Here is a 21054-nt window from a genome sequence, read left to right on the forward strand (position 1 = left end):
CAGTGCGTCTAAAGACCCGATACAACTACCGGGTAAGTCTCGGTATGATCTTCGACGCGCTTCACTCCAGGCGTGGCCTCCGCTGCGACACGTACAGCATTCACTGCGTCTGCCGACTGAAACATGCCCCACAGGTGAACGACCCCGTCCCTGACGACGATGTTGCGCCCCGCGAAGGCCCAGCTGCGACCAGCCAGTTCGCCCATCAGCATCGCCCGTATCTCGCGGTCAGTCGGTGCGGCATCCAGCGCGGGCTCTTCCGCCATAGAGGCCAGTGCCTGGACGAGATTGGCACGCGTCACGATACCCACGAGGTTCCCTTCTCGTGTCACTGGAACGCGCTTGATGCGCCTCGTTTCCATAAGATCGGCAACCTTGGCTAGCGGTGTCGCTTCGTCAACCGAAATGACATCCGTGGTCATCAGGTCGGCTACCTTCCTCCCGTGCGACTTCACGTACTCGTTCGCATCGCGGCCCAACGAGAACAGATCGAGCCACCCACGGCGCTGAGGTTTGTCGGTATCAAGCTCGGTGCGATGAATCAGATCGCCTTCGCTGATCATGCCGACGATATGTCCCGCCGCGTCGACAACTGGAGCACCGCTGATCTTCTGCTCCACAAACACCTTCGCAACTTCACGTACCGTCATTTCAGGCTCGACGGATATGGCGGGCGTGCTCATAACGTCTGATGCATACATGACTATTCCTCCTCACTCGGGTTAGCGAATCTAGTTGGCACGTGTTACGTTGCTCATGACATCGGCTCCTTGAATGATCCACGATCACCATGGATCTGCACTACATCAAACCTGTCTGGTGCCACATCACGCGGACGCGGCCAGGCTCCATTCGTCGACGATGATCCCGCAGCGGGGCAGGTCGTTTCGACGACGCGTCCATCTCTACGAAACCACTTTAGATCGGAGCGCGGCGCGACCCTTGACGTGCATCAACTGTTACGCGCTGTGCGCGCGATGCGTTGAAACTGACTCTGATCAAATCGTGCGGCACCTGCAACGCCCATGCTGGACCTGCACCCTGAAAAATCGTGGAGCCGTCCATGCGCACCAATCAACCACTGTCACGCCGCCGGCCTCTGCACATTGCGCAGCGCGAACATGCAGCGCGACGCGGCTGGCGCAGCATCGACGACGCAATGCAGCGCGCAGCCTCGTATCGTCATCCGGCAGGTCAGATACACAGGATCGAAACCCATATTTCCGTGATCTATCTCGCTGGACGTTACGCCTATAAGGTCAGAAAGCCGGTCAATCCGGGCTTCGTTGATCTCACCTCGCCGGCCGCGCGGCAGCGGTACTGCAACGAAGAGGTCCGGCTCAACCGGCGTCTTGCGCGCGGGCTGTATCTCGATGTGCAGCCGATCGTCTCGAGCGGCAGAACCTTCAAGGTGGGTGGTCCCGGAAAAGTTGCCGGGCATGCGGTGCGGATGAGACGTTTCGCCGAAGCGGACGTGTTTTCGCACCTGCTGGAACGCGGCGAACTGGATGTCCCGCACGTTGCCCGTCTCGCGTGCGAGCTGGCCGCATTTCACGTCCGCGCTTCCTGCGCACCGGCGCGTACAGCGTTCGCATCATCCGCACGCGTGCGCGAACAGATGACAGGCGTGCTAGACGCACTTGAACGTGAAGCGCCCGCTCTGGTGCCCGCCGAGGTGCGCCTGTGGTGCCAGCAGGAGGCAGCGCGACTCGCCCCGCACTTCGACGCGCGACGCCGCATGGGTTTCGTACGCGAGTGTCACGGCGACCTGCATCTCGACAACATCATGCGCAAGGGCAGCGATGTCGTGATGTTCGACTGCATTGAATTCAGCGACACGTTGCGCTGGATCGACGTGGCCAGTGACCTCGCGTTTCCGCTGATGGACCTTAAGGTTCACGGTCGCGATGATCTTGCGGCTCACCTGCTGAACGACTGGCTTCAGTTCACGGGGGACTTCGGGGCGCTGTCGGTGATGCGCTTCTATATGGTCTACCGCGCGCTGGTGCGCGCGCTTGTCGCGATGTTGAAGGCGCCCGTCGCGCGGTCTACCGATAGTGTTGCAGCGGCACGTGCCTATGTGGCATTTGCCCGGCGCACCGTGCGGGCCGATTCTCCCTGGCTGCTGCTCTGCCACGGTTATTCAGGGTCGGGAAAATCCGCAGCCAGCGCAGCGCTCGCACCGCTGATCGGCGCGGTCCGCCTGTCCAGCGACGTAGAGCGCAAACGCGAACGCCCGCTTTCGCCACCGGTGCTTCGCGCGCTGCCCGCCGCCGCGTACACTTCGCACGCGATCCACACTCACTACACCGCGCTGCTCGCCATCACACGTGACGCATTACTCGCGGGCTATCCGATGCTGGTCGATGCCACGTTCCTCAAGGAGCACGACCGCAGGCGTTTTATCGAGCTTGCGAATACGTTGTCGATGCCCGTCTTCATTCTGGACTTTTACGCGAGCCCGCGAACACTGGTCGAACGTGTGAGGGGACGAGCAGCTGGCCCATTCCAGCCATCGGACGCGGGTACGCTGGTGCTGGTCCGGCAACTGGCCAACGAGGAGCCCCTGTCCCCCGAAGAATGCCTGATGACAGTCAGCTTCGATACGGATGTGCCGCCCGACTCATTCCATCACCTTCGGTACTGGAAGTCGTTGCTGGGACCATTGAGCGCGGATCGGGTTGCCTCGAAGGAAGCGGCCGTCGTCTGAAAACTGGCATCGTACGCCGGTCACACGTGGAGCGGCGTACGCCCCCGCCTGGAGTCCGCCAGAATGGCAGCCCGCGCGCACGACGCGACGCGAAACGCCACATCCAGCTCCCGCTCGCAGTCTCACAGACCTGATGGGATCGGCTTGATGTCGGGATCGTGCCGGACGAGCAATACGGGCAGATGGGTCAGCCGGACGAGAGACTCGGCAACACTGCCCATTAGCATCCGCCGCCAGCCGCGGCGTCCGTGGGTGCCCATGACGACGAGATCGGCCTCGCACTCATCAGCCGCGCGACTGAGAACGCTGGCGATCTCTTCGCCCCGCGCATCGATGGCACGGGCGACGCCGCGTACCTGAGCTTGCTGAAAGCATTCGTCTGCGTCTTTTAGCGTCTCCGTCACCGCATCGGTGGCGACGGCGTGGATCTGCTGCTCGTCGACAAAAACGGGACCGAGATCGCTCAGTCGCGTTGTGTGCTGCACGACACACACAGCCGTCACCGTGGCGTCTGCTGCCTGCGCCAGCCTCACCGCTTCCTCGAGCGCGAGCTGCGCCGACGCACTGCCGTCGATCGCGGCGAAGATTCGCTTGTACATGGCCGCCTCCTGGACTTGCGCCCTTATCCTTTGATGGCGAGGCCGTCTCAGCCCTGCCTGAGTACTCAGTTTGCCGACACCATGGATGTCATGTTTGACAAGGATCAACCGCTGCTTTGCTTGCCCATTGGACGTCACGGGCGCACGCCAGATGTATTTCCATACTGGCAGCATGCGTCTAAAGGAGGCAAAATTAGAACGACCGTATCCCGCAGGGTCAGGCGACGGCGCGAAAACGAATTTCCGATCCGCAGCGGCTTCGCCGCCCACGGAATGATCTTGCTCAGGCGAACCCGCATGGCGTTAAAAGACAAAACGCAAAATGCTCGAATGCAACCCCACCTGCCTGGGGGCGTCCTTCCCATCCGATGGCCCATGGCGATCGCTATCGCCGTGCTTGTGGCCGGCGTCGCCGCCACGATCAGCGCCTCGCAGTTTGTGGAACGCCAGACGTTACTTGCCGCGCCCGCGGCCCCGCCTACCCCGGCCGCCCGGCGCGCAAACGCGGAGGGCGTGCTCGTAGCGATTCTGGATATCGGACGGCTCTTCGACCAGACCATGGCCGGGCAGAAAGGTATCGACCTGCAGGTGCTCGCCGGGACGTCCGCGACCCAGATTTACAGCTTCGAACCGGCTGGCGACGATGTCGCCGACTCATCGCCGGTGGTTCGCCATACCGCGACGCTGAACCTTGGCGGTGAGCCCCTCACGCTCGTCTACACCACGAGCGAACGCGAGTTGCGCGCGGCCGCCGGCGACGCGGGTTCGCTCGTGCTGATCCTAGGGCTGGCGGCCGCCGTGCTGCTCGCTGCCGTCGCGTTCCTCGTCGCCCGCGAACGTGCCGGTGCGGCTCGCGCGAACCACGAGGACCCGACCCGCTCGACACTCAACGAAGCGCGCATGATGGGCATCATCCGCTCGTCGATGGAAGCGATCATTACCATCGATGAAAGCCAGCGCATCGTCATCTTCAATCCGATGGCCGAGCAGCTGTTCGGCTGCCCGGCGATGGATGCGATCGGCACCCCGCTGTCCCGGTTCATCCCCGAGCGGTTTCGTGCCGCCCACGCGCGGCACGTCGACCAGTTCGGCGTGACGGGCGTATCGGATCGCCAGATGGGCCGGCAGCGGGTGCTGTTCGGACTTCGGGCGAACGGCGAGGAATTCCCGATCGAAGCGTCGATTTCGCAGATTCGCGAGGCGAGCGGCAAGCTGTACACGGTGATGCTGCGCGACGTGACGGAACGCGTCAAAGCCGATAATGCCCAGAAGCGCGCCCGCGAAGAGTTGCGCGAGCTGTCCGCGAATCTGCAGAATGTGCGTGAAGAGGAAAAAAACCGTATCGCCCGCGAGTTGCACGACGATCTCGGCCAGCAGTTGACGGCGCTCAAGATGGATCTCTCGTCGGTCGAGAGGGCGCTCAGCGCCGATCCGGCGCTGAAGCCGGAACTGGCTGACCAGCTGCGCGGCATGCGCCGCCTGATCGACGCGACGGTCGCATCCGTCCGCCGGATCGCCGCCGACCTGCGGCCGGTGATGCTGGATGACCTCGGCCTGATTCCGGCAATCGAGTGGCTCGCCAGCGATTTCACGAGCCGTTACGGCATCGACGTCGAACGCCGCATCGAAACCGGCGAAACCCGCTTCACGCGCGACGGCGCGACGGCACTGTTCCGCATCGTGCAGGAAGCGCTGACCAACGTCGCGAAGCATGCCGACGCGACCCTCGTGATGCTGACCCTGCGCATCGAGGACGACTCCTGTGTGCTGCGGATCGCCGACAACGGACACGGCGCGGGCGAGCACGACCCGCGGGCGGAAAAGTCGTTCGGCCTGCTGGGCATCCGCGAGCGGGTGCACATGCTGGGCGGGTCGGTCGAAATCGACACGGCGAACGGGAAAGGCTTCGCGATCACGGTCACCTTCCCGCTCCAGACGATAAAACTCGAAGAGGCTCAACCATGACGAAGGTGCTGATAGCCGACGATCACACGCTGGTGCGCGATGGCCTGCGGCATATCCTGCAGAATGCCAGCGGCTTCGACGTGGTCGGCGAGGCGAACGACGGCGCGAGCACGATCGCGCTGATCCGCGGCACCGAGGCCCATGTGCTGGTGCTCGATCTGTCGATGCCCGGCCGCAACGGCGTCGAACTCATCCGGCAGATCAAGGACGAAAAGCCTGCCTTGCGCATCCTCGTGCTGACCATGCACGCGGAACAGCAATATGCGGTGCGTGCCTTCAAGGCTGGCGCGTCCGGCTACCTGACGAAGGAAAGCGCCAGCGCCGAACTGGTCGCGGCGGTCGCCAAGGTCGCAAGTGGCGGCGTTTACGTGAGCCTTGCGATGGCGGAGCAGTTTGCGCAGAGCCTGAACGAACCGGTCGATACGCTGCCTCACCAGCGGCTGTCGGACCGCGAATTCGACGTGTTCCGACGCATTGCGGCCGGCCAGACGATCTCCGAAATCGCCCAGGAGCTGTGTGTCAGCGCAAAGACGGTCAGCACCTACAAGACGCGCATCCTCGAAAAAATGCAGATGCCGCACGAAGCCGCGCTCGTACGCTATGCGGTGCGCCACAAGCTTTTCGGCGAAGACGACGAGATCTGATGCCCTTGCCTCCGGGCTTGCCAACAGGCGTGCGTCCGGATGCGGGTTTTCCCTTAATCGTGCAGGCGGCTTTGTTAGAAGCGGAATAAGACTCACGATCTGCGAGGCCGAACAAGAGAGGCAATCATGAAAGCATGCAACTTTGTGAATCTGCTCGTCGTCGTGGGATGCGTGACGCTGACGTCGAATGTCTACGCGCAAGCCAGCAACGCCATGTCGATGGCGTCGAGTCCGGCTGCAAGTTCAGGCAAGGCGACGCCAGCGGACAAGAACCTGGCTCGCGATGTACGCAAGGCGCTATCGAAAGCGCCCAACTTCAACGTGTCGAACGTATTCGTCAAGGCGCGCGACGGTGTCGTGACATTATCCGGCAGCGTGCCGGACGGTCCGCAGATCCAGCAGGCCGCGGAAGTGGCGAAGGGCGTGCCGGGTGTCACGTCGGTGAGTAACCATCTGACGCTCTATACAAAAGGGTATTAATCCTTCAAGGCGGCGTCGATCTACAGTCAAGTCGCGCCGGAGCACGAGTTCATGTTCCAGGCACGGCTGCGGTCAGCAGGAGTGGCGCCAGGACTCGTTCGAGCGTGCCAAACCGCGAAATCAGAATGGCGGGTTTGAGGTCGAACCGGGCGTACGAATGTTCAAACCGAGCGGTAGCGAGTGTTGCTTCATGGGCCGGTTCCGGAACGGTCTTGCCATGAGCGCCGTGACAGCTTGACACGGCTCAACAGACAAGTGCGGGATCGATCTCCTTGTGTGTGAGGCCGAATTTCGCCATGCGAGCGCGATGGTCGGGGGACCCTAGATATAAACGAAGCTGCTGGTTTACCGCGTTGATCAGATCGCCGTTGCTCTTGTTAAACGAGAATGCTCCGATCGGGGGGCATTGACTCCCATCCTCTCCGGGTTCGTGATCGACCGCCTCTACAGAGCCGCCGATACGGTCGGCCAGTATGCGATTTCCCACGGCGGTGCTCGCATACGCGTCGATCGCCCCTGAGCGAACCGCTTCAATTGCGTCGGCCTGCTGCTCGAAACTGACGATCTGGTCTTCGCTTACCCCTGCCGCTCTCGCCGACTCGTGTTGCACCTGCCCGGCGATGATGCCGAGGCGCGCATCGCGACGTGCGGCGAGTGACGCATAGCTATTGAGCGCCTTTGGATTTCCTGTCCGAATCAAGAAACCGTCCCCGATCGCCCATACCGGCAAGCTGAATGCAACCAGATTGGCCCGTTCAGGCGTGACGAAAAGCGGAACATTCATATCCCAGCGGCCGGCTCCAACCCCTGGCAGCAGTTCGCTGAAAGTTGTCAGGTGATGCTCGATCTGGGTAACGCCGATAGCCCGAAGGACAGCATCGGCCAAATCAAGGTCCGCTCCGATAGCCGCCCCATCCGAGTCTGTCCAGCCGAATGGGGGTTCTTCGATATACGCGATCGTTACTTTCATCCTTCGCCTCGCAATTCGTAAACGGTACATAATCGAGCGCCCGATTGTCGACGATTCTACTTACATCGGCGGACGTCGCCTTTATGGCCGACTACTGCCCGATGCGGTCGGCCGAAGACCGGCAGCCGACCGAGTCCGGTCGGACGCCCCTCCGCCGCGAACTTCGGTAGTCGGCCCTAGCCGCACCTTCGCCTCGCAAGAAATCACCCGCTCGCGGTCCACGCTTGCCACCCCGAACCGCCGGTTGGCACGTGAACGCTCATCCACCTCGCGGGCCGGCTGAAAGCGCTGCTCGGGCTGGGGTCTAGCGCGTTTGCCTGTACTGGAAACGCGAACAGCTCAACCTTTTCCGCACCTTGCCGATATAACACTCGAACGCAGGGTTGAGTTGGACAGACGCGACACTTGCCGGAGCGGCGAGTAGACAAGGACAGTTGCCTGCGAAACGCCGCTCGCCGAACGGGCGAGCGACGCCGGGCACGCTTCGAAGACGACCCTTCCCGATCAAAGACCCTTCCACCCCATTGCGCGCATGCCAGCACGACACGGAAAGCAGCCACAGGAACCGGCAGTCGGTCCCCAGGCAAAACCTATCAGGTCGTCAAGGTTACGGGCATGGGTCAACGTGCAATCCCCCAATTCCGGTGCCTCAGGAGGGCACGCTTCACGATCATGAAACGAATCTATGCCACGTTCCTCACCGCACTGCTGGCCGCTACGCTTGCACCGGAGTGCCAGGGACAGTACGCCACCGACTGGGTGGCCAACACGTTTGGGACCAACGCTACCCGCGTGGGTAGCGTCGCGCGCTCCATGTGGATAGCGCCCGAGGGCGTCATCTACACGGCTTCGATGTGGGACGAAAACGAAGGTGGTGTCGCGATATATCAGAACGGCCAAAGCCTGGGGTCCATAGGAGGTCACGGCGAGTTCCAGGGCAGCGCCATCACGGGTAATGCAACTTCGATTTTCGCCGCTCTGCATTTTAATTCTACTTATGGCAGCGGCACGGTAGCGCGGTACAACCGAACCACCCAAACTCGCGACTTTCTCATCTCGGTCAGCGCGACAACGACTGAGCAGCGGGCTGATGTCATCACGGGACTCGCGACGTCAGGCTCGCTCCTTTATGTGAGCGACTTTCCTGGAAATCGCGTCCGCGTCTACACGACCGACGGCGTCTGGCGGCAGGATATCGCTGTCTCATACCCTGGCGCGCTCGCGGTGGACAGCGCAGGAAACATCTGGGTTGCACAGAAAAGTGCGGGCGCGATCCTCGAATTCAATCCGGCCGGCGTGCTCGTAAGCACCATTCAGATGTCTGTCGCCGCTCGACCGTCCTCACTGTATTTCGATTCGTCGACCGGGTGTCTCATGATCGGCGACGAGGGCCCCGACATGAACATCAAGATCTATAACGTCTTGGGCATTCCATTTTCGGTCAGTACATTTGGCATTCAGGGGGGATATCTCGATACGACAACGGGAATCAAAGGCCAGGTTGGCGATAAGCGTTTTACCCGCGTCACCGGCATCGGCAAAGATGCCGCCGGCAACCTGTACGTGCTCAACAACCCGTGGGGCGGAAGCTGGGACCTCGGCCGCGACGGCGGCACCGACATTCACTCCTACAGCATTTCCGGCCACCTGCAATGGACGCTTCAGTCTCTCAACTTCGAGGGGAGCGCCGCTCCGGACCCGAGCACTGACGGCACGTACTTTTATGGAGGTACCAACGTATACACCGGCACCGCTGGGGGACGTTTCGTAGCGAACACTGTCGATCCGATCGACTATCCATCCGATCCACGTGTCAACATCAACGATCGCTCACGGGATGAGCACTTCGGTCAACTTGCCACCGCCGGCGCCAACCGGATCCTCGTGGCGTCCGGCCAGAATCCCGATACCTTTTACTTCTTCCACTTCAATGCTCCGAATGGCTACATCGCAATCCCGGACGCCACGCTTCCGGGTACGGCGTTCAATACGACCGCACCGGTCAGGGACGGATTCTGCCTCGACAGCAAAGGGGACGTCTGGGCCGGTTTGGACAAGACGAATGCCATCTGGCACTATCCGCTGACCGGCTTCGATGCCAACGGTCAGCCGAGTTGGGGAGCAGGGATTGCAACGCCCATTCCGGGCACGATCACGCCATTGACGCGGATCATCTACCTGCCTGAAAGCGACACGATGATCCTGGCACAGGGAACTGTCGGGAGCACGGACTGGACGTCGATCGGAACGCGGATCGAGGTGTATCACGGCTGGCTCGCAGGCAACACAACTGTTCCCAATCCGGTGATCAACCTCACCAGCGCCAATCCCAAGTCGATTACGGCAGCCGGCAACTATCTCTTCGTCGGATACGTACACACCGTGCCCAACATCGATGCCTTCAATCTGACCACAGGCAGCCTGGACACCACGTTGATCAACAGCAACCCCAACACCGTGTACGTCGGCAATGACGTGGATTCGATGTACGGCCTGAGATCGTACCGTCGATCGACCGGGGAGTATGTGATCACGAAGGACAACTACAACGGGACCAGCGTCATCATTTATCGCTGGACACCCTGATCAACAGTGCTCGCCGCGGCTACGCCCCGGCGAGCACCTCACGTCATGTCGATTTTTTGACGTTGTTTACTTCGTCCGCCCTGAATAAAGCGTTTTGTCCGTCGTCGGCGTCAAACGGCGGGCGTTGTCTGATCGATAGAAATGAACCACGCGACAAGAACGAGGGCGCAAAAAAGCCGCAGCTTCCTGAGGATCATCCGCAGGTTGTGGCCAGCGCCGCACAGCACCGCGTGCATCGCGTCGCCGAGCGTACCTTTTAGCCAGTTCCGGTCGAGCTTTCCGTCCGTTTTCATGTGGCCGATCGCTGGCTCGATCGCACTGCGCCGTCGGATCATTGCCCGCAATCCCCGCGTAATGCCGCGCCGCAGCCCTGGGTGGTAGATCTTCACCCCTTCGATGTCCACGCCCTTGTAGCCACGGTCGACGACGGCGATTTCTGGCGTGACGTCGCTCAGGATCGCTGCCTGCTCCAGTGCTTCTGCCAGGGTGTGGCCATCGTACGGATTGCCCGGCATCGAGCGCATCCCAACGACCAGGCCTTCCTTGTGCGTTGTCGTGATCGACACCTTCACGCCGAACTCGTAGGGCGTATGCGCCTTGCCTTTGGCCAGACACTCAACTTCGGGCGCGTGCAGTGCGTAGAGCTTGTTTTTGTCCTTCGGCTTTTGCGACAGGATGCGCTTTGTGCGCCCAACCAGTTCCTGCAGAATCACGCGACTTCCTTCGGATACCGAATCTATCTGCCTCTCCACGTCACGCATCACCCGACCCACACGCGAGCGCAGCGTACGCAACACTTTCTTCATGCGCTTCTACTGCTTCGCATGTGCGTAACGGCCAATCTGACGCGCCAGGTGCGGCGCCTCGCGGTTGTAGTTCTGCCGCAGCTTCAGGCCGTGGCGCGCTGCAGCCTTCACCAGATGTTCGCGACACCGCTCGAGCAGGCGTGAATCCGTCGGGTGCGCGACCTCCTTTTGCATGACAGTAGTGTCTACGATCACGCGCTTGACGCTCGCAGCCCTGATCACGCCCGCCCTTTTGGCTGCGTCGATCGTTTCGGCCAGCAACTCCTCAACGCCGGCTTCGCCCAGCCGCTTGCGCCAGCGCGTCAGGCTCGATGGATCGATTGGCGGTTCGGTCTGCAGGTGCGTTTCGCCGGTGAACACTTGCCAATACGGGTTTTCCACCCATTGCCAGACGACCTCTTCGTCAGACAGGTCAAATGCGTGCTGCAGATACAGCAGACCGGCGATCAGCCTGGGCGATGTCGCCGGTCGCCCCTTGCGCGACACGAAGCTTTCGCTCATCGCGACGCCCAGCCGATTCCAGTTGATCAGGTCAGCCAGCCGTACCAGCGGATGTTTCAGATTGATCTGTTCACGCAGCGGCTGCCGGAAGAAATCTCCTTCTTTCACAGGCGTCTTGGGACCCATCCGCACCTCATCAGAATTTGCAGGATTCTCACGTTAATGTGCCAGGTTCCTGCAAATCTCACAACACCATTTCGGCCTCAAAGCCCCGCTGCACGAGGCTCGCCGAATTGTTCAGGCTCGACGAGCTAGGTGGGGCAAAGCCAGGAGATCGCACGATGCTTGATGCCCTTGTGCCCGCAATCGAGGCTTTTGAAGGCGGCTTAAAGTCCGGCCCGGATGCTCCCGGAGCGTGGGTGGCTGCGGTCACCGCAGCGGAGTCTGGCGCTCAGAACACGGCGCAAATGTCGCCCCGCGCAGGTCGGGCCAGTTACCTTGGAGCGCGTGCGCTCGGCTCACCCGATGGAGGGGCGGTCGCCGTTGCCTGCTGGCTGCGTGCGTTAAAGCCGCACATCACGTCCCGTTAGTCAGTTGCGGGCGAGAAGCGATGCGTCGGATTGACTCTCAACCTCATCGCTTCGCTCTTTTCCGGTCGTTTCATTCGCCAGGTACTCCAAAGACGGGCAGAGGCGCTCGCGAACATCTCCATCCTTGTACGGAGGCAGCGTGAAACCAGCGACAGCATCGGAACTGTTTGCACAAGGTGACGTTGATGGCGCACTGGTAGGCGACGCTTCGCTCGACGCGGGACAGTTTCTCGACATCATCCGTTCGGCAGCCAGTCAGGCTGTAGCGTCGCTGCAGAAGTAACCCTATCACCCGGTCAGGGTAAAGCTCATTCCTCTATCGGCTACCGGCAGACTGCTGTCGGTAGCCAATGAGGCTGCCTCGGCCATTGACGCGACTCCATTTCAAATGACTATCAATCAGGATACACAATTCTCGATGCACTTCCCCACGCCATCGATGCAGTCTGAGTGCCACGCAATCACCCAATTTAGTCACGGCCGCAATGTTGGCAATGACAATGGATTTCGAATAATTGAATGATATTATTATTTTAATAAATGTTCGTTGATATAGCTTCAATATTGATCTGATTACCGAAGCCTTCGGCCTTTGAGTTTCGTGCAGGAGGCGAGCCATTTCGGCGGTCGGACGAGATCGTCACGGCCCGTGCACCGGACCCATTCCGCGCAGGCTGCTGCCCCCAAAGCGGGCGTTTCGCTTTGCCGCCTTTCAGTGCCGAAGATAACGTCAAAGTAATCTCCGCGTTAGCGTGCGTTAAGTCTGCTTACGTATGCTGGTAGTCACTTGTTGCGAACAGGGCTGTTCGCGGCAGTGACCAGAAAACAAGGAGAAACACCGTGAAGTCCATACTGCAGATTGCCGTCACCGTCATGCTGGCGGTACCGGTCGCTTCGTTCGCTCAGCAACCGAACGAGCCACTTACCCGTGCTCAGGTGCGCGCCGAACTGGCCCAGGTCGTCAAGGCCGGATACAACCCGGGAAGACGGGACATTGGCAAATATCCCGCCGATATCCAGGCGGCCGAAGCTCGCATCGCGACGCAGCACGGGATGGTGGGGACGATCATGCCCGGCAACGAATCGAGGTAGGCGTGGGTCATTCGCGCGAACCCCAGCCATCCCAGCCGAGCGGGGGCCTGCTCCTCGATGCCAAAGAGAGCAAGGCGTAGCGCGACGCGGACCGGCGCGACCGCGAACCGTCGCACCGCCCTGAAGTACTCGGCAAACACAAGCATCAGCACGATCGCAAGCGGGCATGCCGACGAACCCGCACGTCGTATCGATCGTGCAGAGGGCACCATAGACGCTGCATTAGCAATACATAAGTAGTTTCCCGTAATCTTCAACCACGCTCCGCGCTTCCACAGGGATCCAGCCTCCCCGTCACCTTGCATTCCAATAACATTGCATTTCAGCTCTGGCCCGAGATTCCTCGTTTCTTCAAAAGATTGCTAAAGAATGCGAACCGACTGGCGCTGTTCTGCTCCTCGCTCGCACAGGAAGAACCGGCCGTCGAAATAGCTCGCCGCTCACACGAAACCTGACAGCCTGGAAGTTTCGGCAATGAAATTTACATTACGTTAATAATACAACGATAAACAAACACTTATCGTAATCATAATATTATTTAACTATCCGTAATATATGGTCATTGTCAAGATTGCAGCGTGATTAAGTTACGTGGCACGGATCTGAATCGACTGGAAGGCAATCTTTCTGGAAATTGACGTGATTCCACGCGAATGCGCGGGCCGTATTTAATCGCGCCCTGTGCAACCGAATGACGAATCGCGCTGTTTAAAACCAGGCAAGACTGGCGAATAACAGTATATACAAGGAGACGTTGTGGGAAGCATAAAGTATCATGCTTGTGCACTTACTTTCTTCGCGGCGGCTTCAGGAGCTAGTGCACAGAGCAGCGTTACGCTTTACGGATCGATCGATGAAGCCCTCGCGTATTACAACAATACCGGACACGCTTCGGTACTCCAGCTGCAAAATGCCGCTTTCCAGTCAAGCTACTGGGGACTGCAGGGCAACGAGGATCTCGGCGGTGAACTGAAAGCGATTTTTGCTCTGGAAAGCGGCTTCGACGTCACTTCCGGGCAGCTTCAGAACGGCGGCCGTCTATTCGGGCGCAAGGCGTATGTCGGTCTGGCGAGCAGCGGACTGGGCACCGTGACGCTGGGGAGGCAATACGATCCGACGGTCGATCTGGTTCAAGGCATCACGGCCGACAGTTACGGTCCCGCTTTCGCGACGCCTGGCGATGCCGACAACAATGACGGAACGGTCTGGATCGACAACGCGATCAAGTACGCGAGCCCGACCTACGCAGGGTTTCAATATGAATTGATGTACGCCCTCGGCGGCGTGGCGGGTAGCATATCCTCCGGGCACACATACTCGGCGGCGGCACTGTACAACAACGGCGGGCTGAGCCTGGCGGCCGGCTATCTGTTCGCAAAGAACGACGGCCCCAATGGAGCGGGCTCTGCCGATCTGACGCAGAACAACTCAGTCACCCCGCTTTTCGGCTCTGTGGGCATGGTCGGCTCGCGTCAGATTGCGCAAGTCGCCGTGCAATACGTCGTCGGTAATCTTACGGCCAACGCGCGCTACAGCAACGCCCAGTACAAGCCCTACCTGAACTACGGCGCTTTCAACCGCACCCAGACCTTCAATATCGCCGGCACGTCTTTGGGCTATCAGCTCACGCCTGCCGCGTTGCTGGCCATTGGCTACAACTATACGAAATCGAGCGGCGACTCATCCGCGACATACCACACCGTTGCCGCAACTTCGTCATACGGCCTGAGCAAGCGCACCACCTTTTACGCCACAGCCGCTTATTCGCATGCGAGCGGTACAACATTCAGCGCCGATGGAGCGACGCTTGTCCCGGCCGGCGGCACGGTGGGCGACTTGACATCCAGTTCGGGCACGCCGAATCAGGTGGCATTGATCATCGGCATCGTCCATAAGTTCTAGCTGGTCTTGAAACGCCTGCCTTGCGATTTGGAAATCGATTCTTTAAACCGCCGTAAATAATATTACCCGCACAAAACTAAACATTCGATTGGAGGATACATGCCATCTTTCTTTAAATTCAGGCGTCTGGTCATTAGCGCGGCAATTGCCGGTCTCTTTTCGTCGGTGGCAGGTGCGCAATCGTCGCAATACGAATTGATCAAGACGATCGACTTGCCGGGCGCGACGGGCGGCCACGGCGACTGGGTGACATACGATCCCGATACCCAAACCGTCTGGCTCGCGCAGTCCCCGAACCATAACGTCGTGGTTATCGATGCGAAAACGCTCTCCGTCAGGAGCACGATCTCCGGCGTGGATTCCGGAAACGGCATTGACATCGACCAGCGCTACGCGTTCGTCACCGACGCCACGACGGGCAAGCTTCTCGTCGTGGACAAGCGAACGTTCAAAACAGTGGCTACCGTCGATAGCGGCGGCAAGACGCCCGACGGAGTCAACGTCGATACCCGCACCGGCAAGGTTTTCGTGGCCAACGACGACAGCAACAATGTGGCCGTTTTCGACGGCAACACGCCGTTCACGCGTACGGCCGTCTTCAAGCTCAAACCGGAAGATTCCAAGGACGGGCCAGACGTCGCACTGTATGTCCGGCCCATGGATCGTCTGTACCAACCCGTGGGAGGCAACGTCGACGTCATCGATCCGAACACGAACAAGATTGTCGCGGTCTGGGACTTCGGCGTGAAGAGCAGCACGAAAGGAGGTGTATACGACGAGAAGACCCACCATCTGATCTTCGGAACAGGCGACCAGAAGATGCTCGTCGTCGATGCCAGGAGCGGTACGCTGGTGACGACTATCCCCGTGGCCGGCGCCGTCGACCAGACCGCCATCGATACTGCGCAGCGCCGGGCTTTCCTCGGCGACAAGACGGGCAGCATCGAGGTCGTCGATCTCGATACCAACCAGGTTGTCGATCACCTCGCCGCCGAGAAAAACGCGCATACGCTTACGGTGGACACGAAAACGCATCGCATTTTCGTGTACCTGAACGCGAGCAACAAAGTGGGGGTCTTCGAACGCAAGCTGTAACGTCTGACGCAAGCCGGCATGCGGCGATTGCGCCGCATGTCCCCACTATGCAATAAGAAATGCTTATTTAATCATCGAAAGACGATCGCTGGCATGAAGGGGGCGCATCAGCGATCTCCTAAGGGAGATAGGGTCATGGCATTCGCTGACATATCCACAGTTGGTTCGAGATTACAGAGCCGTTGATTTCGGTAGCGAATTTCAGTTCACCGCATGCCGTGCGGCCTTTGGCACTGAGCAGAACATGGCGCGCTCCGAACGGTCGCTTCCGAAAAACGCCTGGGACTGGAGTGACCCGAAGCGGCCTTACGTGCTGGCGTTATCACAATGGCCGTTTCCAAGTGCGGATTCAACCGCTCGTGGAAGCCGGCAAGTCATCGGCCACTGCGGTCAGTCGCACTCGGTTGCGTCCGACCCTCGACGAGTGACCGCTTGCGAAGGGAGCCAAGGCATCCACCGGTTGAATCCGCAACCCTCTGCCACCACTCGAGTACGCGAGACATCGTCGTCCCGGGTGAACATCGCTCCTCGCATCAACCACGACGAATTTGAAGGAAATGCGTTCGATATCCATAAGCCCTGTCCCGGAAACACCTGGCCTGCGCGCGATACCCATTGGGTTGCACGCTCCTTAACGAACGGTCACGAATCGCTGCGTTATGGCATGCTCCTCTATGAAGCATATCTTTGCATGGTGCAACGGCGATGCACATACCTGGATGCACGGCCAGGCGAGCAGTCAGGGCACGGTTGTCTACATTGCTCCGTCCCGAAGGCGTCGACCCGGGCGCCTCGATCCTGCTTGTTGCCCGCGGACTGCGCGGCATCTGCGATGGTTTTATCGCGGTGCTGCTACCCGGATATCTGCTGGCGCTCGGCTTTGGGCAACTGGCTGTCGGGCTCATCAGCACGACCACGTTGTTCGGGTCGGCCATCGCGACCGCCCTGGTGGGCCTCGTAGGAAATCGCTTTGCACAGCGGGGCCTGTTGCTCTTCGCGGCGACGCTGATGACGGCAACAGGTCTTTCTTTCGCAGGCCTGTCTTCGCTGTGGCCGCTACTCGTCGTCGCGTTCATCGGCACGCTGAACCCGAGTTCCGGCGATGTCAGCCTGTTTCTTCCGCTCGAGCATGCAAGGCTCGCCGAATCCGCAACGGGTGACGCACGGACCGCCCTGTTTGCACGATATAGCCTCGTCGGCGGGCTGTCCGCCGCAGTCGGCGCCCTCGCGGCCGGCCTGCCCGATTCGATCAGTGTCCGCTCAGGCGTTTCGCCACTCACGGCGATACGCGCGATGTTCACCGTCTACGCGACTGCAGGATTCGTCATCCTGCTCCTCTACCGGCGTCTGCCGGCACGCGAGTCCAGGACCGACACGCAGCGCGTGCCGCTTGGGCCTTCGCGCGGAATCGTCATGCGCCTTGCGCTGCTCTTCAGCGTTGACGCCTTTGCAGGCGGACTTCTCGTCAACTCGCTGCTGACCTTGTGGTTGATCCAGCGGTTCGGTCTTTCGCTCGGCGCAGCCGGCCAGTTCTTTTTCTGGGCAGGGCTGCTTAGCGCTGGCTCTCAATTGGCCGCGGCACCGTTGTCGCGCCGGATCGGCCTGCTCAACACGATGGTGTTTACGCATATCCCCTCGAGCGTATGCCTGATTGCCGCAGCGTTTTCGCCCTCCCTCACGCTGACTCTCGCGCTCCTCCTCGCACGCAGTGCTCTTTCACAGATGGACGTGCCTACGCGCAGCGCCTACGTGATGTCGGTCGTCACGCCCGGAGAGCGTCCCGCAGCGGCGAGCTTTACCGCGGTTCCGCGAAGCCTGGCTGCAGCGCTCGCGCCCACCCTTTCAGGGGTACTGCTGGGCCTCGGGTGGCTTGGTGCTCCGCTAGTTGCGTGCGGCGTGCTGAAGATTGCATACGATCTTTCGCTGCTCGCCGCGTTTAGTCACGTCAGGCCCGGCGGAGATTCGTCATGAAAGATCGTATCGACACGAACCGTCGCTACCCTGCGGCGTTGCTCGTCATTCTTTTGATGGTCGAAATCGCCGCACTGGTCGTCCATCGCAGCGCGACTGCTGCGGGCCAGCCACCCGCGATGGAACTGCCGTTGACGCATGTCGCCGACATCCCGTTGCCAGGTCGCGCCTCCCGGCTCGATTACGCAAGCTACGACCCTGACCGGCATCTGCTGTTCATCGCACACCTGGGCGACAGCGAAGTAATCGTCTTCGACACGCAAAACTCACGTGTTGTCGCCCGCATTGGCAACATCGCCGCTGTTCATGGCGTCCTGGTGGTACTTGAACAGTCGCGAGTGTACGCGTCCGCGACGGGCACAAACGAAATCGTTGCCATCGACGAGGCCACCTTGAAAATAACCGCACGCATGGCTGGCGGCGTCTATCCGGATGGAATGGCCTATGTACCGGTCACCCGGAAACTCTATGTATCGGACGAAACGGGTGGGACTGAAACCGTGATCGATACCCAATCCAATCGCCGCACCAACGTGATCCCGTTGGGCGGCGAAGCCGGCAACACCCAGTACGACGCCGCGTCGCGCCATATCTTCGTCAATGTCCAGTCACGACGACAACTCGTCGAAATCGATCCGTCAAACGACGCGATCGTTGCGCGGATCGATCTGCAGGGCGCACAAGGCAACCACGGCCTCTATATCGTTCCGCAACAACACCTCGCGTTTATCGCATGCGAAGACAACGACAGACTGCTGACGCTGAACCTGCTTACCAGACAGATCGTCCAGTCATTCGACGTTGGCGGTCATCCCGATGTGCTCGCATTCGATCCAGGTCCGGGCACGCTTTATGTCGCTGGCGAAGCAGGCATCGTGTCGATGTTCACCGTGGGCCCCTCAACCGTGTCGAAAATCGGCGAAGGTCGCATCGGGCCCAACGCGCATGTGGTTGGTATCGATCCATCAACGCATCGTGCCTATTTCCCGCTGAAGAACGTCGACGGACGTCCTGTACTGCGCGTCATGGCGCCCCGGTGAGTTTTGGCGAGAGAAGCGTACCACCGTCGCTCGCGACGCCCGATGACAAGCCGTCTGGTGCTCTGAGCCTGGTGCCAGCGCCGCATAGTGAATCGCAATGGGACTTCAAGGAAATCCCCTGCAGCGCCCTTACTCAGGCTAGTAGTCCGGTCGGCGGTCGCGACAGATTTCCGGTTGGTCGGCAATGTCCGCTTTCAAACTTCACAAACGCGTACGGCGCGTTTCTGGCTACGGCGAACCTCCGGGTGGCGTCTTAGCTCTCTCGTCAGACTCCTCCGGTCAGAATTGACTGGTTCCCTGGAAAGTCGAGTGACGACCGCGCGAAACCACAGTGCCAATTCCGTCGTCAGATTTTCAGACGCGAGACCTTGGTACCCGAGAGGGAAACATCGCCCATCAGACCGGCATTCGTCAGCACGAACGCCTGGACCGGCGCGGTTGCCGTATTCGTATCGATCACCCCGTTCACACCTACCTTCACAAGCGCGACCGATCCTTCGCCCCCGACTGCCCAGCCGTCGGAGTTCCGAAAGCCGTCGAGCGCTTCCCGTGTCATAAACAGGAAGATGATGGCCTTCGACTGGGCACCCGCCTGGAAGCCGAACGATCCAGATACCGTACTGTAGTAGCCCACCGGCTTCCCGCCTACGAGCAACGCGCCTTCGCCATACTGACCGCCCACGACGAAGCCGGCCTGAAGTACGGAGGGAAACACGAGCACACCATTCGCCTTTGCGACAAGCTCCCGCGAACCCTTGACGGTCGAGAAGAGTCGCGACATGGTGCCCCGGACCTTGGCGTCGATTGACCGCCGCTTCGCTGCGTTAGTCTCGCTGGCCACAGCATGGCTCATCGAAGCTGTCCAAACCGTGAATGAAAGACCAGTGACCGCGAGCGCGGCGGCCCCCGTCCGTATGAAGTTTCGCCTTTGAATAGCGACCTCTAAGTGGTTCGTGGTTAAATTCCTGCTGCGGGAACGGCTGAATAAGGTTATATACCATAGCTCTGTTTGTAACTGTCCGACCGTGACCGTGTAGACGCCTGATGGATGCTGCGCCATGCTTTCCCTGTGGCACAAATATCACTGTGCCCATAAAGGAATCATGGACACAAATATCACTGTGCCCATAAAGGAATCATGGACACAGTGACCGAATCCACTGAATTAAAAGGCGCCCGCAAGTGTCGGCGGCGCACGCCAGACGAGAACCGCGAGATCGTCGAAGAGACGTTATCCAGTGGACGTTCCGTAGTGGAGATTGCCCGCAGTCACGCGGTGAACGCCAATCAGGTATTCGACTGGCGCAAGCAGTATCTGGAAGGACGCCTCGATGTCGACGCGCACGGCTGTGCCTTGCTGCCGGCCACGGTGAACGGCGGCGTATCTCTCCACTCATCATGGAAAATCAAAACCATACTTCGCATTCCATATCGTCTTGTTGCCGTGCAGCCACGGTGCCTCACCGATTGACATGGTCCTTCGCGGGACCAGCGACTACGGCGCTCGACGGTCGCACCAGACTGACGATTGGAGATTCAGATGCCGTAATATGGGGCATCTCTTAAACTACTAGCGCTGTTATGAAGCTCGATCCGGTCTCCCTTAGTCTGTTTATCGCTGTGGTTGAGGAAGGAAGCATCGCAGCAGCTGCTGAGCGTGAACACATTGCCGCCCCCGCTGTGAGTAAGCGCATCAGCGCGCCTGAAGACACACTTAGCACCACCCTCCTGACGCGTCATCACAAGGGGGAGGCTCCTTTTTCCAGCCGACGGTGCTCAGAAACGTCACGCCTGTGATGCAGATCGCGCGGGAAGAAACGTTCGGACCTGCCGCGCCGCTATTGCGCTTCGACGCGGACGAAGAAGCGTTCGCGATTGCCAACGATACCGAGTTCGGACTCGCCGCCTACCTGTACAGCCGCGACGCGCAACGCATCTGGCGCGCGGCCGCCCGTATCGAGTCGGGGATGCTTGGCATCAACTGCGGGTTGACTTCGAACGAACTCGCGCCGTTCGGCGGGGTGAAGCAAAGCGGACTCGGGCGCGAAGGCTCGCATCCTGGCATCCATGAGTTTCTCGAGGTCAAGTATCTGTGCTGGGATGGCGCTGAGAGTGACTGACGACGTTTGGCCCTTCCGTAGAGCCGGTGCTTTAACGCTCTGC

Annotated in this window: 14 protein-coding genes and 6 pseudogenes; 15 read left to right on the plus strand and 5 right to left on the minus strand. The window is 60.1% G+C overall.

Translation table 11 applies throughout. The features are described 5' to 3' along the window. Window positions 1-8: 8 nt before the first annotated feature. On the minus strand, window positions 9-701 hold the full coding sequence (locus B0G77_RS26645) for a CBS domain-containing protein (RefSeq protein WP_133665006.1): 693 nt from the start codon (window positions 699-701) through the stop codon (window positions 9-11). 362 nt (window positions 702-1063) lie between these two features. Between B0G77_RS26645 and B0G77_RS26650 the strand changes: the two genes are divergently transcribed. Then, window positions 1064-2710, plus strand: coding sequence for a bifunctional aminoglycoside phosphotransferase/ATP-binding protein (locus tag B0G77_RS26650; RefSeq protein ID WP_133665007.1), 1647 nt, complete (start codon window positions 1064-1066; stop codon window positions 2708-2710). 122 nt (window positions 2711-2832) lie between these two features. On the opposite strand, the gene B0G77_RS26655 is transcribed toward B0G77_RS26650, so the two are convergent. Beyond that, window positions 2833-3309, minus strand: coding sequence for a universal stress protein (locus B0G77_RS26655; RefSeq protein WP_133665008.1), 477 nt, complete (start codon window positions 3307-3309; stop codon window positions 2833-2835). A 492-nt stretch (window positions 3310-3801) separates the two neighbouring features. On the opposite strand from B0G77_RS26655, the pseudogene B0G77_RS26660 reads away from it, so the two are divergent. The 3 genes and pseudogenes from B0G77_RS26660 to B0G77_RS26670 form a co-directional block, all read left to right on the plus strand. Beyond that, a pseudogene (locus B0G77_RS26660) lies at window positions 3802-5274 on the plus strand (PAS domain-containing sensor histidine kinase); the annotation flags it as partial. Continuing rightward, window positions 5271-5918 (plus strand): response regulator transcription factor, encoded by a 648-nt coding sequence (locus B0G77_RS26665; protein ID WP_133665010.1) that lies wholly within the window; start codon window positions 5271-5273, stop codon window positions 5916-5918. The pseudogene B0G77_RS26660 and the gene B0G77_RS26665, both read left to right, overlap by 4 nt. Before the next feature lie 126 nt (window positions 5919-6044). Beyond that, a complete protein-coding gene (locus tag B0G77_RS26670; RefSeq protein WP_133665011.1) occupies window positions 6045-6398 on the plus strand; it encodes a BON domain-containing protein in 354 nt (117 codons plus the stop codon). Between the two features lie 244 nt (window positions 6399-6642). On the opposite strand, the gene B0G77_RS26675 is transcribed toward B0G77_RS26670, so the two are convergent. Then, window positions 6643-7368 carry a transporter substrate-binding domain-containing protein gene (locus B0G77_RS26675; protein WP_133665012.1) on the minus strand — a complete coding sequence of 242 codons (726 nt, stop codon included), beginning with the start codon at window positions 7366-7368 and terminating at the stop codon, window positions 6643-6645. Window positions 7369-7983: 615 nt separating this feature from the next. Here B0G77_RS26675 and B0G77_RS26680 point away from each other — a divergent pair. Beyond that, complete coding sequence (locus tag B0G77_RS26680; protein WP_133665013.1) at window positions 7984-9954, plus strand: SMP-30/gluconolactonase/LRE family protein; 1971 nt, start codon at window positions 7984-7986, stop codon at window positions 9952-9954. 110 nt (window positions 9955-10064) lie between these two features. Here B0G77_RS26680 and B0G77_RS26685 read toward each other — a convergent pair. Continuing rightward, window positions 10065-11387: pseudogene (locus B0G77_RS26685) on the minus strand (IS5 family transposase). 116 nt (window positions 11388-11503) lie between these two features. On the opposite strand from B0G77_RS26685, the pseudogene B0G77_RS26690 reads away from it, so the two are divergent. The 7 genes and pseudogenes from B0G77_RS26690 to B0G77_RS26720 form a co-directional block, all read left to right on the plus strand. Next, window positions 11504-11791, plus strand: a pseudogene (locus B0G77_RS26690) (DAK2 domain-containing protein); the annotation flags it as partial. Window positions 11792-11900: 109 nt separating this feature from the next. Continuing rightward, window positions 11901-12074 (plus strand): annotated as a pseudogene (locus tag B0G77_RS26695) (triose-phosphate isomerase); the annotation flags it as partial. A 557-nt stretch (window positions 12075-12631) separates the two neighbouring features. Further along, window positions 12632-12883 carry a DUF4148 domain-containing protein gene (locus B0G77_RS26700; RefSeq protein ID WP_133665016.1) on the plus strand — a complete coding sequence of 84 codons (252 nt, stop codon included), beginning with the start codon at window positions 12632-12634 and terminating at the stop codon, window positions 12881-12883. 756 nt (window positions 12884-13639) lie between these two features. Next, window positions 13640-14785 (plus strand): porin, encoded by a 1146-nt coding sequence (locus B0G77_RS26705; RefSeq protein WP_133665017.1) that lies wholly within the window; start codon window positions 13640-13642, stop codon window positions 14783-14785. Between the two features lie 99 nt (window positions 14786-14884). Beyond that, window positions 14885-15880, plus strand: coding sequence for a hypothetical protein (locus B0G77_RS26710; protein ID WP_133665018.1), 996 nt, complete (start codon window positions 14885-14887; stop codon window positions 15878-15880). A gap of 705 nt (window positions 15881-16585) precedes the next feature. Further along, on the plus strand, window positions 16586-17851 hold the full coding sequence (locus tag B0G77_RS26715) for an MFS transporter (RefSeq protein WP_133665019.1): 1266 nt from the start codon (window positions 16586-16588) through the stop codon (window positions 17849-17851). Then, window positions 17848-18891 (plus strand): YncE family protein, encoded by a 1044-nt coding sequence (locus tag B0G77_RS26720; RefSeq protein WP_133665020.1) that lies wholly within the window; start codon window positions 17848-17850, stop codon window positions 18889-18891. Before B0G77_RS26715 ends, B0G77_RS26720 begins: the two co-directional genes overlap by 4 nt. 346 nt (window positions 18892-19237) lie before the next feature. Here the strand turns inward: B0G77_RS26720 and B0G77_RS26725 are convergent, their stop codons facing one another. After that, window positions 19238-19825: a YSC84-related protein gene (locus tag B0G77_RS26725; protein ID WP_133666879.1), complete on the minus strand. Its 588-nt coding sequence runs from the start codon at window positions 19823-19825 to the stop codon at window positions 19238-19240. 204 nt (window positions 19826-20029) lie between these two features. Here B0G77_RS26725 and B0G77_RS26730 point away from each other — a divergent pair, with 204 nt between their 5' ends. From B0G77_RS26730 to B0G77_RS26740, 3 genes and pseudogenes are all read left to right on the plus strand, one after another. Further along, a complete protein-coding gene (locus B0G77_RS26730; RefSeq protein ID WP_133665021.1) occupies window positions 20030-20362 on the plus strand; it encodes a transposase in 333 nt (110 codons plus the stop codon). Window positions 20363-20472: 110 nt separating this feature from the next. Continuing rightward, window positions 20473-20640: pseudogene (locus B0G77_RS26735) on the plus strand (LysR family transcriptional regulator); the annotation flags it as partial. Next, window positions 20640-21011, plus strand: a pseudogene (locus B0G77_RS26740) (aldehyde dehydrogenase family protein); the annotation flags it as partial. The pseudogenes B0G77_RS26735 and B0G77_RS26740, both read left to right, overlap by 1 nt. Window positions 21012-21054: the final 43 nt, after the last annotated feature.

Source organism: Paraburkholderia sp. BL10I2N1 (assembly GCF_004361815.1).
Classification (GTDB): Bacteria; Pseudomonadota; Gammaproteobacteria; order Burkholderiales; family Burkholderiaceae; genus Paraburkholderia.

Coding starts and splice junctions, on each gene's coding strand:
- B0G77_RS26645 (WP_133665006.1), bottom strand. CDS start 701: ATGTATGCATCAGACGTTATGAGCACGCCCGCCATATCCGTCGAGCCT.
- B0G77_RS26650 (WP_133665007.1), top strand. CDS start 1,064: ATGCGCACCAATCAACCACTGTCACGCCGCCGGCCTCTGCACATTGCG.
- B0G77_RS26655 (WP_133665008.1), bottom strand. CDS start 3,309: ATGTACAAGCGAATCTTCGCCGCGATCGACGGCAGTGCGTCGGCGCAG.
- B0G77_RS26665 (WP_133665010.1), top strand. CDS start 5,271: ATGACGAAGGTGCTGATAGCCGACGATCACACGCTGGTGCGCGATGGC.
- B0G77_RS26670 (WP_133665011.1), top strand. CDS start 6,045: ATGAAAGCATGCAACTTTGTGAATCTGCTCGTCGTCGTGGGATGCGTG.
- B0G77_RS26675 (WP_133665012.1), bottom strand. CDS start 7,368: ATGAAAGTAACGATCGCGTATATCGAAGAACCCCCATTCGGCTGGACA.
- B0G77_RS26680 (WP_133665013.1), top strand. CDS start 7,984: ATGGGTCAACGTGCAATCCCCCAATTCCGGTGCCTCAGGAGGGCACGC.
- B0G77_RS26710 (WP_133665018.1), top strand. CDS start 14,885: ATGCCATCTTTCTTTAAATTCAGGCGTCTGGTCATTAGCGCGGCAATT.
- B0G77_RS26715 (WP_133665019.1), top strand. CDS start 16,586: ATGCACATACCTGGATGCACGGCCAGGCGAGCAGTCAGGGCACGGTTG.
- B0G77_RS26720 (WP_133665020.1), top strand. CDS start 17,848: ATGAAAGATCGTATCGACACGAACCGTCGCTACCCTGCGGCGTTGCTC.
- B0G77_RS26730 (WP_133665021.1), top strand. CDS start 20,030: ATGGACACAGTGACCGAATCCACTGAATTAAAAGGCGCCCGCAAGTGT.